Annotated in this window: 11 protein-coding genes; 3 read left to right on the top strand and 8 right to left on the bottom strand. The window is 67.0% G+C overall.

Annotated elements, in window-relative coordinates; translation table 11 throughout:
• Positions 1 to 3 precede the first annotated feature (3 nt).
• The 5 genes from AC1DW3_RS04000 to AC1DW3_RS03980 form a co-directional block, all read right to left on the bottom strand.
• Positions 4 to 1,113, bottom strand: a complete 1,110-nt coding sequence (locus AC1DW3_RS04000; protein ID WP_477929161.1) for a DNA cytosine methyltransferase — start codon at positions 1,111 to 1,113, stop codon at positions 4 to 6.
• 461 nt (positions 1,114 to 1,574) lie between these two features.
• Complete coding sequence (gene gyrB, locus AC1DW3_RS03995) at positions 1,575 to 4,124, bottom strand: DNA topoisomerase (ATP-hydrolyzing) subunit B (protein WP_477928801.1); 2,550 nt, start codon at positions 4,122 to 4,124, stop codon at positions 1,575 to 1,577.
• A gap of 94 nt (positions 4,125 to 4,218) precedes the next feature.
• Entirely contained in the window at positions 4,219 to 5,334 is a 1,116-nt protein-coding gene (gene dnaN, locus AC1DW3_RS03990) for a DNA polymerase III subunit beta (RefSeq protein WP_477928799.1), read from the bottom strand.
• A gap of 120 nt (positions 5,335 to 5,454) precedes the next feature.
• Positions 5,455 to 6,582: an aromatic ring-hydroxylating oxygenase subunit alpha gene (locus tag AC1DW3_RS03985; RefSeq protein WP_477928797.1), complete on the bottom strand. Its 1,128-nt coding sequence runs from the start codon at positions 6,580 to 6,582 to the stop codon at positions 5,455 to 5,457.
• A gap of 7 nt (positions 6,583 to 6,589) precedes the next feature.
• Complete coding sequence (locus tag AC1DW3_RS03980) at positions 6,590 to 7,180, bottom strand: TIGR02466 family protein (RefSeq protein WP_477928795.1); 591 nt, start codon at positions 7,178 to 7,180, stop codon at positions 6,590 to 6,592.
• Between the two features lie 95 nt (positions 7,181 to 7,275).
• Between AC1DW3_RS03980 and AC1DW3_RS03975 the strand changes: the two genes are divergently transcribed.
• Positions 7,276 to 7,659 carry a DUF5329 family protein gene (locus tag AC1DW3_RS03975; protein ID WP_477928793.1) on the top strand — a complete coding sequence of 128 codons (384 nt, stop codon included), beginning with the start codon at positions 7,276 to 7,278 and terminating at the stop codon, positions 7,657 to 7,659.
• 18 nt (positions 7,660 to 7,677) lie between these two features.
• Here AC1DW3_RS03975 and AC1DW3_RS03970 read toward each other — a convergent pair whose 3' ends face one another.
• The 3 genes from AC1DW3_RS03970 to fic form a co-directional block, all read right to left on the bottom strand.
• Entirely contained in the window at positions 7,678 to 8,211 is a 534-nt protein-coding gene (locus AC1DW3_RS03970) for a PEP-CTERM sorting domain-containing protein (RefSeq protein WP_477928791.1), read from the bottom strand.
• 20 nt (positions 8,212 to 8,231) lie between these two features.
• The gene (locus AC1DW3_RS03965) at positions 8,232 to 9,788 is read right to left on the bottom strand and encodes a DUF4331 domain-containing protein (protein ID WP_477928789.1); all 1,557 of its coding nucleotides are present in this window, start codon (positions 9,786 to 9,788) and stop codon (positions 8,232 to 8,234) included.
• A gap of 134 nt (positions 9,789 to 9,922) precedes the next feature.
• On the bottom strand, positions 9,923 to 11,017 hold the full coding sequence (gene fic / locus AC1DW3_RS03960) for a protein adenylyltransferase Fic (protein ID WP_477928787.1): 1,095 nt from the start codon (positions 11,015 to 11,017) through the stop codon (positions 9,923 to 9,925).
• Between the two features lie 158 nt (positions 11,018 to 11,175).
• On the opposite strand from fic, the gene pbpC reads away from it, so the two are divergent.
• Positions 11,176 to 13,506, top strand: coding sequence for a penicillin-binding protein 1C (pbpC, locus tag AC1DW3_RS03955; RefSeq protein ID WP_477928785.1), 2,331 nt, complete (start codon positions 11,176 to 11,178; stop codon positions 13,504 to 13,506).
• A gap of 4 nt (positions 13,507 to 13,510) precedes the next feature.
• Positions 13,511 to 13,729, top strand: coding sequence for a SlyX family protein (locus AC1DW3_RS03950; protein ID WP_477928783.1), 219 nt, complete (start codon positions 13,511 to 13,513; stop codon positions 13,727 to 13,729).
• The last annotated feature ends 134 nt before the right edge of the window (positions 13,730 to 13,863 follow it).

The following is a 13,863-nucleotide window of genomic DNA, read 5'->3' as shown; positions in this document are numbered from 1 at the left end:
CACCTACGCTGCGAGTCGCTCAGACTTACGGGCGTCTTTGGGCTGGGCCTTCTTGATTTTGGCGACGGTCTTTGCCTTGCCTGTTGGCTTAGCCACCAACGCGCGGTCCAAAATCTGTTTGAGCGTCTGCGCAACGGCCTTGGCCATCGGCGGCGGGACGGCTTCGCTCACCTGCGTGATCTGGGATGACAGAGATCCTTCCAAGACGTAGGTGTCAGGAAAGCCCTGAAGACGCATTGCCTCTAGAACACTGAGACGGCGCTTGCAGTCCGGATGCACATGAACCTCCCGGTTCCCATACGCCACAGTGACGCTGGGCAGGTTCCAAGACAGTGTCTTAAAACTACGGTTCCCTCGCCGTCCTTCAACCAGTGCTCCCGGCGTTGTGAACTTCTTCGACTTCGGCGCCATGCACCAGTGATTCGGATGGAAAACTAGGTCCGCGCGCGTCAGGCCTCTCCTGTATTGCACCGGTTCAGGCAATTCTTTGAACGCATGACGCACCGTCAGATGTTCAGCAGGAACCTCAACTTTTTTTGGAGCTTCCCAAACTAGATCGGGGTACAGCTTCTTGTTGAGGCCCACCAATATCAGCCGCTCGCGGCGCTGGGGTACGCCATAAGAAGACGCATCCAGCACTGCCTCATGCACCCGAAATCCCGCCTTATCAAGCTTCTTCTTAAGCTCCTCAAAACGCTCAACGTGAGGCGACTCACGCAGCGCGACGACATTCTCCAAAACGAAGAAATGCAGAGGACTGCGGGCGTTCAGCTTTTGGATGAGGTCCCCATAAACGAAGGGCAACTTATGACGCGGATCATCTTCAAGCGGCGATCGATTCGCCTGACTGAAGCTCTGACATGGCGGCCCGCCGACGACGCCCAGTGGCTTGAACGTACCACCTGCTAGCTCATCGAGCTTTGCCAACGTGATGTCGCGGACATCGATGCGGTGCGCAGCCGCAGGCTTGTCAGGTCGATTTTCGTTGTACGAAAGAACAGCTTCGGGCCTGATGTCAAAAGCCAGTTGGACGTCGAACCCTGCTTGCTCGAAGCCCAGGTCCAAGCCACCGGCTCCACAAAAAACGCTCAGCAGCCTTCTTCCATCGCTCATCATCGGCACAGATAGTCCCGCCGGGACACCGGCCACTCCCGATTGTAGGTTCGCAAAGCTACTGGACGTCCCGCAGATTCCCGGACTTCAGGCTGAAGACGGGGCAGGTTGACACCCCTCGCTGGCGTTGCAGCTCCGGGTGCCGGCAGGACGCTGCGCAAGCGCCTATAGCGGCGCTGGGGAGGCGAGCCCAACGCGAGTTCCAAGTTAAGCGCAAACAGTTCCAAACTCAGCGCAAACCGACAGTTAAGCGCAAACCGACAGTCACTCAGCGCAAACCGACAGAGAGGTGGCTCGGTTCACCTTCGGCGCCCACACGGCGCCATCACGATGCTGACCGCGCCATGGTGTGCTACATCACCAACACACCTCGGATCGGAACCTCGCAAAGCCGAACGCCCGGGGCAACCCGGGCGTTTGATGAGGGGCAGGCCAATCGGCCCGTGGAAAACATCCATCCATCAGACGTCGATATTCCCCGCCCTCAACGCATTCGTCTCAATGAAATCGCGTCGCGGCTCCACCTCGTCGCCCATCAGCATCGTGAAGACCTTGTCCGCCTCGATGGCGTCGTCGATCTGCACGCGCAGCAGGCGGCGCACGTTGGGGTCCATGGTGGTTTCCCAGAGTTGCTCGGGGTTCATCTCGCCCAGGCCCTTGTAGCGCTGGCGGCCGACGCTGCCTTCGGCTTGCTGCATCAGCCAGGCCATGGCGGCGCGGAAGTCGTCGACCTTGGCCTCCTTGGCCTTGTCGCCTTCGCCCTTGCGCACCATGGCGCCGGGCTTGATGAGGCCCTGGAAGCTCAGGCCGGCGTCGGCCAGCACTTCGTAGTCGGCGCCGTGCACGAAGTCGGCGTGGATGACGCTGGCGCGCACATTGCCGTGGTGGGTGCGGGCGATCTTCAGGAAGAACTTGTCGGTGCGCGGGTCGGTCTCCACCGTCACCAGCGCGTCGTGCAGCAGGCCCTTGAGGCTGGCGGCGCTGGCGTCGGCTTCCTCGTGGGTGTCGAGCTTGAGCGCCAGGCCGTTGGCCAGCACGTGCAGGGCCTCGATGTCCATCCAGTTGGACAGGCGGCCGATGACGGCTTGCGCGGCCACGTATTTGCGGGCCAGGGTGTCCAGCGTGTCGCCCTTGAGGGTGTCGCCGGTGCCGGTTTCGAGGCTGGCGTCCTGCAGCGCGACCTTGAGCAGGAAGGCGTCGAACTCGTGGCCGTCCTTCAGGTATTGCTCGTGCTTGCCGACCTTGACCTTGTACAGCGGCGGCTGGGCGATGTAGATGTGGCCGCGCTCGCAGAGCTCGGGCATCTGGCGGTAGAAGAAGGTCAGCAGCAGCGTGCGGATGTGGGCGCCGTCCACGTCCGCGTCGGTCATGATGATGATGCGGTGGTAGCGGAGCTTGTCGGGGTTGAAGTCGTCGCTGCCGGCGCCGCGGCCGATGCCGGTGCCCAGGGCCGTGATCAGCGTGATGATTTCATTGCTGGTCAGCAGCTTCTCGTAGCGCGCCTTCTCGACGTTCAGGATCTTGCCGCGCAGCGGCAGGATGGCCTGGAATTTGCGGTCGCGGCCCTGCTTGGCGGAGCCGCCGGCGGAGTCGCCCTCGACGATGTAGATCTCGCACAGCGACGGGTCTTTTTCCTGGCAGTCGGCCAGCTTGCCGGGCAGGCCCAGGCCGTCGAGCACGCCCTTGCGGCGCGTCATCTCGCGGGCCTTGCGGGCGGCCTCGCGGGCGCGGGCGGCGTCGAGGATCTTGCCGCAGATGATCTTGGCGTCGAGCGGGTTCTCGAGCAGGTAGTCGGTCAGCAGGCGGGAGACGATGTCTTCCACCGGGCCGCGCACTTCGGAGCTGACGAGCTTGTCCTTGGTCTGCGAGCTGAACTTGGGCTCGGGCACCTTGACGGACACGACGCAGGCCAGGCCTTCGCGCATGTCGTCACCGGCGACTTCGACCTTGGCCTTCTTGGCGAGGTCGTTGTCGTCGATGTACTTGTTGATGACGCGGGTCATCGCGGCGCGCAGGCCGGTCAGGTGGGTGCCGCCGTCGCGCTGCGGGATGTTGTTGGTGAAGCAGAGGACGTTCTCGTTGAAGCCGTCGTTCCACTGCATGGCCACTTCGACACCGACGTTGGTGTTCTGGTCGCTGATCTTGTCGCCCTGGGCGTGGAAGATGTTCGGGTGCAGCGTCGTCTTGCCCTTGTTGATGAACTCGACGAAGCCCTTCACGCCGCCCGCGTAGGCGAAGTTGTCTTCCTTGTTGTTGCGCTCGTCGACCAGGCGGATCTTGACGCCGTTGTTCAGGAAGGAGAGCTCGCGCAGGCGCTTGGCGAGGATGTCGTAGTGGTAGTCGTTGTTCTGCTGGAAGATCTCGGTGTCGGGCAGGAAGTGGACTTCCGTGCCGCGCTTGTCGGTCTCGCCGATGATCTTCATGGGGCGGGTCTCGAAGCCGTCGACCATGACGCTTTCGCCGTCCTGCGGGATGCCCTTGGCGAACTCGATGAAGTGCACCTTGCCGTTCTGGCGCACCGTCAGGCGCAGGAACTTGGACAGGCCGTTCACGCAGGACACGCCCACGCCGTGCAGGCCGCCGGAGACCTTGTAGCTGTTCTGGTTGAACTTGCCGCCGGCGTGCAGCTCGGTCAGCGCGATCTCGGCCGCGGAGCGCTTGGGCTCGTGCTTGTCGTCCATCTTGACGCCGGTGGGGATGCCGCGGCCGTTGTCGATGACGGAGATGGAGTTGTCGGTGTGGATGGTGACGACGATGTCGTCGCAGTGGCCGGCCAGGGCTTCGTCGATGGAGTTGTCGACGACTTCGAAGACGAGGTGGTGCAGGCCGGTGCCGTCGGAGGTGTCGCCGATGTACATGCCCGGGCGCTTGCGGACGGCCTCCAGGCCTTCCAGGATCTGGATGGAACTGGCGTCATAGGCCTCGCCCGCTTTGGCCTCGGCCGCCGCGGCCGCCTGCTGGTTGGCGTTCAGACCATCGGGGTGTTCGGGGCTGCTATTCACATCACTCATCGGGAACTCTCTCTCACTCGCGGGCGATAAATTCATCGCCCTTTAAAAGCACTGAAGCGGGCCGAAGCCCGCTGTGTCCAAGTCAGGTCGTGACTCAGATTCGCATCGGCATCACGACGTACTTGAAGCCGGTGGTGTCGGGGATGGTCAGCAGCGCGCTGCTGGCGCTGTCGTTGAGGTCGATGCAGACCATGTCCTGGCTCATGTTGGCCAGGGCATCCATCAGGTAGGTGACGTTGAAGCCGGTCTCGATCTTGTCGCCGGCGTAGTCGATCTCGATCTCTTCCTTGGCCTCTTCCTGCTCGGCATTGCTGGACGCGATGGACAGCAGGCCCGGCTCGAAGGTCAGGCGCACGGCCTTGAACTTCTCGCTGGTCAGGATGGCGGCGCGCTGCAGGCTGGACAGCAGCGGCGCGCGGCCCAGCGTCAGGCGGAACTTGTGGCTCTTGGGGATGACGCGGTTGTAGTCGGGGAACTTGCCCTCGACGAGCTTGGTGACGAACTCCATGCCGCTGAAGCTGAACTTGGCCTGGTTGCCGGCGAAGCGCATCTCGATGGCGGCATCGTCGTCCTTGCCGTCCTTCAGCAGGCGCTGCAGTTCCAGCACGGTCTTGCGCGGCAGGATGACTTCCTGCTTGGGGATGTCGGTGTCCAGCTCGGCCTGCGCCAGAGCCAGGCGGTGGCCGTCGGTGGCCACCAGCGTCAGGTTCTTGCCTTCGGCGACGAACAGGATGCCGTTCAGGTAGTAGCGGATGTCATGCACCGCCATCGCGAAGTGGACCTGGTTGATCAGGCCCTTGAGCGCCTTCTGCGGCACGCTGAAGGCGGGGCCGAAGTCGGCGGCTTCCTGCACCAGGGGGAAGTCGTCGGCCGGCAGGGTTTGCAGCGTGAAGCGGCTCTTGCCGCCCTGCAGCGTCATCTTGTTCTGGTTGCTGGTCAGGCTGACGACCTGGTCGGCCGGCATGGAGCGCAGGATGTCGATCAGCTTGCGGGCGCCGACGGTGGTGGACAAGTTGCCGGCGTCGCCGTCGAATTGCACGGTGGTGCGGACCTGGATCTCGAGGTCGCTGGTCGTGAGCTCCACCTGGTTGCCGGTCTTGCGGATCAGCACATTGGCCAGGATGGGCAGCGTGTGGCGCCGCTCGACGATGCCGGACACTGCTTGCAGCGCGCCGAGCACCTGATCCTGGGGAGCTTTCAAAACGATCATGGAGGCCTCTTGGGGGGATCTCTGGGGGGTCACCGGGCGCGCCCAAGCACAACGCGCGCGCGAAGCTGCGATTGTCGCCCGGAAACGGTGCCCGGCCGTCCGGCAGGGCTGTCGTGGAGGCTACGGGTCAACCCTGAACGGCGGGCTCTCCATGGCCCGGGCGATCAGGCGGTGGAAGTGATGCACGCCCTGCTCGCGCGTCGGCGAATAGCGCCCGCGCTGGTAAAAGCGCGAGCGCAGCCCCTTTTGCACCGTCATCACGACGGCTTCGTCCTCCATCTCCACCTCATCCAGCGCCCCGCCGGCGCCGCTGCCCAGCAGCTCGGGCTTCCAGACATAGCTGCGGAAGCGCACGCGCGTGCGGGCCGGGCCGATGGGCGTGACCTGGTTCAGCGACAGCCCCCAGGGGTAGAAATTCAGCATCAGGTTGGGGAACACCCACCAGTAATAGGCGGCAATGCGCTGGCCGTGCTCGGCGGCTTCGGGCGGCAGCTCGAAGGCCGCCTCGTCGGCGCGGGCCACCGCCAGCTGGAGGTTGCTCCACTCGTGCAGCTCGTAGCGGTACTGGCTCAGGTCCAGCGTCTGCGTGAGGCCGGGGTGCACGAAGGGGATGTGCAGGCCTTCGAGGTAGTTCTCGACATAGAGGGCCCAGTGGGCGTCGAACTCGTAGTCGCGGCTGCGGCTGGCGTCCATTCGGAAGTCCTGCAGCGGCAGCCAGTGCAGGCGCTGCATGGCGGGGCCGAAGAAGGCGTCGAAGCTGTCCAGCGGGTCTTCCAGCGCCACAAAGCCCTGGCCGCCCCAGTCCTGCAGCGGGATGCGCGGCAGGTGGTCGCAGGGGCGGGGGAAGTCCAGCGCCTGCTGGAACTCGGGCATGAACGTCATGCGGCCGTCCAGCTCGAAGCGGCGCGAGTGGTAGCCGCAGCGGATCTGCGCCGCGCCCTGGCAGGGCTGCTGGATGAGCAGGTTGCCGCGGTGGGTGCAGACGTTGCTGAGGCAGCGCAGCGCACCCGCCGCGTCGCGCGCCAGCAGCAGGGGTTCGTCCAGGCTGCCGGGCAGCAGGGTTTCGGGTTGCAGGCTGCCGGGTGCCTGCAGGCCGTGCAGGTCGGCGAGCCACTGCCAGCTGCGCGCCAGCACGCGCTCGTACTGCAGGCGCTGCAGGGCGGGGTCGAGGTAGAAGGCCTTGTCCAGCGTCTCGGCGCGGGCAACTTCGGGGTGGATCTGCCAGCGGGAAGCGGGCGCTTGGGTCATGGCGTTCTCAAGCTCCGGCGTTGATGCTGATGACGACGCGCTGCTCGGACTGGTTGGCCTCGAAGCCCGAGCCGTGCCTGAGCCAGGACGGGAAGAGCACGAGGTCGCCGGGTGCGAGTTTGAACTTGGCCATCTCCATGTTGAAGTCGGTGCGCTGCTCGGCGCCGGCAAAGCCGATCAACGAGTTGGGGTTCTCGAAGTGGAGCTGGCTGCTGCGCTCGTCGCTGGCGATGCACAGCGCGGCCGAGACGCGCGAGTCGGGGTGGGTGTGGTGCTTGAGCAGGCTGCCGGGTCGCTGCACATTGAACCAGGAGTTGGACAGCCGCGCGCCGTCGAAGCCCAGCTCCTGGGCGTAGGCGTCCATCAGCCGCGCCAGGCCCGAGGTCAGGCCCTTCAGATTGGCGTGGTTTTCCTCCAGCTGGGCAACGACGTGGGCGCGCCGGTCGAAGGACGACAGCGCGTCACCGAGCAGGGCGTCGTGGCGGGCCGTGTCGAGCTGCAGGCAGTGCGCGAGGATGGTGGCGAGTTGGTCGGGGCTCAGCACCTCGGTGTAGCGGTGCACGAGGGTGGGGAAGAGCTTCCAGGCTTCTTTCTGCATGGGGGTCTTGGTGGCGTCTGGCGGCCATTCTGCGGGTGGCGCCGGGGGTGCCGGCCGCGTGTTTGTCCGCCTGTGCAACCCTTAGCATCCGGGCCATGCGCACGCCCCTCGCCCTGCTGCTCGCCTTCGCCGCGGCCGCCGCCCTTGCCAACCCCCTGCCGCCCGCCGCCCGCGCCGAGGTCGATGCGCTGCTGTCCCGCCTGCAGGCCTCGGGCTGCGAGTTCAACCGCAACGGCAGCTGGTACGCCGGCGCCGAGGCCCGGGCGCATCTGCTGAAGAAGCTGGACTACCTGGAGGGCAAGGACATGGTGAAGACGGCCGAGCAGTTCATCGAACGCGGCGCGTCGGCCAGCAGCAGCAGCGGCAAGGCCTATCTGGTGCGCTGCGCCGGCAAGGCGCCGGTGGAGAGTGCGCATTGGCTGAAGGCGGAGCTGCAGCTGCTGCGAGCCGCGAGTGCGGCATCGAGCCCGGCGCGCTGAGGCGCCGGGTCACGCGCCTCAGCGCCGCCGGCGCGTTGCCGCCATCAGCAGCGCCGCCCCCGCCAGCGCGAAGCTGCCCGGTTCGGGCACGCTGGCGATGTTGTCGAGCGCAAAACCGCTGGTGGCCGAGAAGCTGACCGAGGTCAGCTGGGCCCAGCTGCTGTCGAAGAGCACCGAGCCCGCGCTGGCCAGGTCGATGTTCAGCGAAGCCACCTGCGCACCCCCCAGCAGGCCGACCAGGGCCAGCATGCCGGGGCCGAAGCCCAGGTCATAGGCCGCGATGTCGAGCGACTGCAGCCCGAACACGCCGCCGTTCAGCAGGCTCAAGCTGAAGGGCGTGGTGTCGAAGCCGCCCACCATGGCGCCGTCCAGGGGCAGGAAGCTGGCTGCCGGGCCGCTGATGACAAAGCCCGCTTCGGTGTAGCTGGCGATGCCGGTGTTGTTGTCGATGTCAATGACACCAGGGTTGTCGAAGTTGACGAGGCCGGCCTGTGCCGCCCCGCTGCTGCAGAGCGCGGCCGCAAGGGCCACGGCGCCGAGGAAACGATTCATGGCTGTGCTCCTGTGGGGTTTCACTTGGCGCCCGGCTTGGGCGTGTTGAGATAGGGGAAGCCGGGCAGCAGCGGCACGACGGCCTGGTCGACGGCGTCGTGCAGTTCCAGCGAGGTGGCGCCCAGCGGCACCGCGGCGCGGGTGCAGGCGGGGCCGAACAGGGCGCCGCCGTTGTTCAGCCAGCACAGGCCGCCCATGACGGCGGCGAGCGACACGTCGACGACGTCGTCCTTGGGCCGGCGGCCATTCGGGAAGCCGGCCAGGTCGGGCGGGTTCTCGCCGTCACGCAGCGTGCCGACGATGCCCAGGCGGTTCTGCATCGCAAACGGCCGCGGCGCTATTGCCGTGTTCAGGCGCAGCATCTCCGAGCCCACCACATTGGCCGGCTGGTTCACGCCGGGGATGCCGGTCAGGAAGGTGGTGACCAGGTCCAGGCGCGGCAGGTTGGTGGGGGCGGCGTTGCCGATCGGCAGCACGGCCGACAGCAGGGCCGGCAGCGTCGGGTTGGTCACGTAGGTGGCGAACTGGCCGTCGCCCGTCGGCACCGAGGCGTTGAACTTGTCCTTGTCGGGCAGGCCGATGACGACCTCGTTGACCAGCGGGTTACCCAGGCGCGAGACCTGCACCCAGGCGCCACCGGTCTTGACGGCCGTGTCGTAGCCGCTGGGCGGCGCGGCGTTGACGATCTGGCTCTGGCGCACGCTGGCCGTCGTCCAGCCGCCGATGACGGTTTCGTTGCCCTGCGTGAGGCAGCTCTTGTGCACCTCCAGCGCCATCGAGGTGACGTTCTTGTCCTGGATGGAATTGACGGCCGCAGCGTTGATGAGGCTGCGGTTGGTGATGACGCCGACGTCGGCATTGACCAGGTCGAAGATGGGGCCGAGGTTGACCGCGAAAGCCTCCTGGCGCTGGCCGACGAAGACCTTGGCCGGGAAGGCGCAGCCGGGCAGGTTGACGCTGTAGATGTGCTGGGCGGCATAGGCCGGGTAGTCGGCGATCGTCTTGGTGCCGATGTTGTCCACCGGCTTGTCGAACCAGGTGCCGCCGGCCGGGTTGGCTATTGCGGTGGCCGTGCCGGTGCGGCGATCGCCGCGGATCAGCGTCAGTGCGAACTTCTCGTTGACGTTCAGCGCCGCGGCATTGGGCGCGCTGACCGTGCCGGCCTGGGTCAGCGGGATGGGCACGACCTGGTTGCCGATGGGCAGGGCGATGCCCTTGAGCGTGTTCATGAACTTGAACTGGAAGGTCAGGTCTTCCTTGGCGTCGCCGTTGTTGTCGACGTGGATCTCGTAGATCGCGTTCGGGTCCAGCTTGAAGTAGTTGGGGCCACCGTAGGCATCCTGCAGCGGCAGGTAGTTGGCGATCAGCGTCACATAGCCGGCGCGCCCGCCGGTGCCGTTGGCGGCCGCGCCTTCGTAGCTGTTGAACATATAGAAATCGGTGCCGTCGACGCGCGGCATGCCGCCGATGGAGGGGGCCTCGCGGTGGCTGGAGGCCTGGGCAGGTAGCGCGGCCAGGCTGGCGAGCACAGCCGCGGTGATGAGCGCTACGGTGGGCGCGCGAGATGCAAGTTTCATGAAGGCTCCTGTTTGTGGGTGGAACCGCAAACAGATGGACACAACCAGCGCTGCGGCTCACCTCATACGCAGCGCGTGGGCGCTGGATGCAATGGCAGCCGGATCAAGCTAGGGGGAGGGTGGAGTGCCGGTCGTCAATCCTGCTTGAGCAGAGCAATGAAGGCCGGGTTCAGGAAGATCTTTTCGCGCCCCAGCTTGTGTTCGCGCAGGATGCCTATCTCGGCCAGTTGCTTCAGGTAGACGCTGGCCGTCTGGCGTTTTGCGAGCCCGGCATCCACCACATGCGCGATGCGGCAATAGGGGCGCTCGAAGACGAGTTCGGCCAGTTCCCGTGAGTAGATCTGGGGTGCCTCCTTGCGCAGACGCTCGGTGGTGACCGCCAGCAACTCGCGAACCGCGTGGATCTTGTCCACGGTCCAGCGGGCCGTCTCGGTCACGCCGTGCAGCATGTAGAGAAGCCAGGGTTCCCATGCGCCTTGCTGCGTGACGGCCTGCAGGCCGCGGTAGTACTCGGCGCGGTTGCGCAGGATGTGCCGGCTCAGGTAGAGCACCGGGCTGTCCATCAAACCCTGCTCCACCATGTAGAGCAGGTTGATGACGCGTCCCGTGCGGCCGTTGCCATCGGTGAAGGGGTGGATGGCCTCGAACTGGTAGTGGGCGACGGCCATGCGCACCAGCGGGTCGATCTTGTCGCTGCCTGGCAGTGCGCCGTGCATCCACAGTTCCCAGTTCGCCAGCTTCTCCCGCAGCAGCGCTTCGCCTTCGGGAGGCGTGTAGATGACTTCCCGCGTTCGGTCGTTTGTCAGGGTCGTGCCCGGCGTGCGCCGCACGTCCATGTCCACACCCTTGATGGCGCGGCAGATCTGCACCGCGGTGTTGGTGGACAGTGGTCGCGCCTTGAGCGCCTGGAAGCCCTCCCACAGGGCCGTGCGGTAGCGAAGCGCTTCCTTGGTGGCCGGGTCGGCCTCCCCCTCGCTCGCGCCGTCGAACAGGAACATCTGGTCCGTCGTCGTCACGATGTTCTCGATCTCGCTGCTGGCCTGTGCTTCCAGCAGCGGGATGGTGTTGATCAGGACGCCCTGGTTTGGAATCAGCTGTCCCGCCGCCTTCAGTTCGGCCACCACGGCGCGCGCCGAGATGCAGGCTTTCAGCACGGCACGCGACTCCAGCTCGACGGGCGGCGGCAGGGCCGGCAGCGCGTTGTGAGGCTTGGCGGGGTCGAAGGGCATGTGTAGATCTCGTGCGGAAGAATCGACCTGTTTGGAAGACATGTCTGTCTAATCGACATGATGTCACGACATGTCGATTTTTGATAATCCAATCGACATATTGGCTGATGACGTCGATTCGGGCGCCACAAAGGTGGTCGGCTATCGTCTTCGCCCCGATGCGCCTCACTCGCCGCCACCTCGAACTCACGCTCGCCGGCCTGCTCACCGCCGTGCTGGTGCTGGACCTCGCCTGCCCGCTGCCGCAGCCGGCCGCGCAGTCGCCCACGCTGACCGTGCTGGCCGTCGACGGCACGCCGCTGCGTTCCTGGCCGGGCGACGACGGCGCGCAGCGCCACCCGACGACGCCCGAGGCCGTGTCGCCCAACTATGTGCAGGCGCTGCTGCACTACGAGGACCGCTGGTTCCGCTGGCATCCGGGCGTGAACCCCTTCGCGCTCGCGCGTGCAGCCTGGCAGTGGGCGCGGCGTGGCCGCATCGTGTCGGGCGGGTCGACGTTGACCATGCAGGTGGCGCGGCTGGTGGACGAGCGCGCCGCCGGCCGCAGCGTGCCGGCCAAGTTGCGCCAGATCGCCCGCGCGCTGCAGCTGGAGCTGCACTGCAGCAAGCACGAGATCCTGTCGCTCTACCTGAACCTGGCGCCGATGGGCGGGCCGCTGGAGGGTGTGGAGACGGCCAGCCGCGCCTACCTCGGCAAGGGCGCGGCCGACCTGTCCAAGGCCGAGGCGGCGCTGCTCGTGGCGCTGCCGCAGTCACCCACGCGCTTGCGGCCCGACCGCGCCGTGGCCGCTGCGCAAACGGCGCGCGACAAGGTGCTGACGCGCATGCAGACCCTTGGCATCTGGAGTGCGGCGGACGTGGCCGACGCCAAGCTGGAACGCGTCTTCGCGCCGCCGCTGCGCGCGCGCTGGCTGGCGCCGCTGGCGGCCGAGCGGCTGCGGCAGGAGGCCAAACGCAAGGGTCAGACGGCCGCCGTCATCCAGACCACGCTGGACGCCGGCCTGCAGGCGCGGCTGGAGCAGCTGCTGACGGACCGGCTCAACAGCCTGCCCGACACCGTGTCGCTGGCGGCCCTCGTCGTCGACAACCGCACGCTGGAAGTGCGCGGCTATGTCGGTTCGGCCGACTTCACGGATTCACATCGTGGCGCCCATGTGGACATGGTGCGCGCCAAGCGCTCGCCCGGGTCCACGCTCAAGCCCTTCCTCTACGGCATGGCGCTGGACGAAGGGCTCATCCATTCCGAGAGCCTGCTCATCGACGCGCCGCAGAACTTCGGCGGCTATGCGCCGGGCAACTTCCAGGCCGATTTCTCGGGCCCGGTCAGCGTGGCCGAGGCGCTGCAGCGTTCGCTCAACGTGCCGGCCGTGGACCTGCTGGACCGGCTCGGGCCCGAGCGCTTCGCCGGCCGGCTGCGCCATGCGGGCCTGCGGCTGCGCATGCCAGCCAATGCGACGCCCAACCTCAGCCTCATCCTCGGCGGCGGCAGCACGACGCTGGAGGAGCTGGTGGGCGCCTACACGGCGCTGGCGCGCGAGGGCGTCGCCGCCCGCCCGCGGTTGACGCCCGACGAGCCCTTGACGGAAGCGCGGCTGATGAGCGCGGGCGCCGCCTTCATCGTCAGAGAAATCCTGGAGAACGGCGGCCGGCCTGGTTCGCCGTTTCGCGAGAGCGGCCAGCGCGTGGCCTGGAAGACGGGCACGTCCTTCGGCTTTCGCGACGCCTGGGCGCTGGGCGTGACGGACCGCTACACGTTCGGCGTCTGGATAGGCCGGCCCGATGGCACGCCCAACCCCGGCCACTTCGGCGCCAACTCGGCCGCGCCGCTGCTGCGCGACCTGGCCGCCGCACTCGGCCCCAGCGAGGCCCGCCAGCAGCTCGCGCCGCGCCGCCGACCCGACAGCGTCGTGGCCGTGCCCATCTGCTGGCCCATGGGGACGGCCGAAGCAGCGACGGCGCCCGAGCTCTGCCTGCAACGCCGCACCGCCTGGACGCTGGACGGCGCCGTGCCGCCGACGCTGCCCGACCGGCTGCGCCCGGGGCCGTTGGCGGAGCCCGTCTGGGTGGCCGCGGGCCAGCGCGTGCAGCCCGGCTGCGCGCCCAATGCCGAGCGCCATGAAGCCGTGCGCTGGCCGGCCCTGCTGGGGCCCTTCCTCGACGCCGAGCAGCAGCATCCGCTGGAGCGCCTGCCCTGGCGCGCCGACTGCGGCGGCAACCAGCCGGTGGCGAACCGCTTGCGCGTCGTCGGCCTGGAGCCGGGCACGGTGCTGCGGCCGACGCCTGGCCAGCGCGACGTCGTACTCAAGCTGCAGGCCGTCGGCGCCCAGCAGGGCACGACCTGGCTGCTGGATGGGCAGTGGCTGGCCGACAGCCCGAGGGCGGGCGCCGCCCAGACGCTGCGCGTCGACCGCGCCGGCCCTCATCGCCTGACGGTCATGGACGGATTGGGACGTTGGGCGCGGGTGGAGTTCCGGCTTGCGGCACCATAGCGACATGGACACCCTGCAAGCGCTCGAACAACGCATCACCGATCTCGAGATCAAGGCTAGCTTCGCCGAGGACACGGTCGAGCAGCTCAACCAGGTCGTCGTGCGCCAGCAGGAGCAGATCGACCGGCTGGTGCGCGAGCTGGTCGAGCTGCGCAACCGGGCCACGGCGGCCGAGCCGGACGGCGTGCGCGGCCCGCGCGACGAATTGCCGCCGCACTACTGATGCCGGCGGCCTCCCCACATTTGGTGAGGCGCCGCGACCCGCCTCGCGCTCCACTGCCGCTGTCCCGACAGGATTCGGGAACAGGGAGCCCGCCATGAGGATAGCCGCCGCGTCGTGCTGCAAGCTCGAGCACT

The sequence above is a fragment of the Roseateles sp. P2_H4 genome (assembly GCF_056403315.1).
The sequence above is the reverse complement of the archived record's forward strand: the minus strand, read 5'-3'. Positions and strand labels throughout refer to the sequence as shown.

Excerpts from the sequence above, each read along its gene's own strand:
- AC1DW3_RS04000 (WP_477929161.1), bottom strand. The coding sequence starts at position 1,113 with ATGAGCGATGGAAGAAGGCTGCTGAGCGTTTTTTGTGGAGCCGGTGGC.
- gyrB (WP_477928801.1), bottom strand. The coding sequence starts at position 4,124 with ATGAGTGATGTGAATAGCAGCCCCGAACACCCCGATGGTCTGAACGCC.
- dnaN (WP_477928799.1), bottom strand. The coding sequence starts at position 5,334 with ATGATCGTTTTGAAAGCTCCCCAGGATCAGGTGCTCGGCGCGCTGCAA.
- AC1DW3_RS03985 (WP_477928797.1), bottom strand. The coding sequence starts at position 6,582 with ATGACCCAAGCGCCCGCTTCCCGCTGGCAGATCCACCCCGAAGTTGCC.
- AC1DW3_RS03980 (WP_477928795.1), bottom strand. The coding sequence starts at position 7,180 with ATGCAGAAAGAAGCCTGGAAGCTCTTCCCCACCCTCGTGCACCGCTAC.
- AC1DW3_RS03975 (WP_477928793.1), top strand. The coding sequence starts at position 7,276 with ATGCGCACGCCCCTCGCCCTGCTGCTCGCCTTCGCCGCGGCCGCCGCC.
- AC1DW3_RS03970 (WP_477928791.1), bottom strand. The coding sequence starts at position 8,211 with ATGAATCGTTTCCTCGGCGCCGTGGCCCTTGCGGCCGCGCTCTGCAGC.
- AC1DW3_RS03965 (WP_477928789.1), bottom strand. The coding sequence starts at position 9,788 with ATGAAACTTGCATCTCGCGCGCCCACCGTAGCGCTCATCACCGCGGCT.
- fic (WP_477928787.1), bottom strand. The coding sequence starts at position 11,017 with ATGCCCTTCGACCCCGCCAAGCCTCACAACGCGCTGCCGGCCCTGCCG.
- pbpC (WP_477928785.1), top strand. The coding sequence starts at position 11,176 with ATGCGCCTCACTCGCCGCCACCTCGAACTCACGCTCGCCGGCCTGCTC.
- AC1DW3_RS03950 (WP_477928783.1), top strand. The coding sequence starts at position 13,511 with ATGGACACCCTGCAAGCGCTCGAACAACGCATCACCGATCTCGAGATC.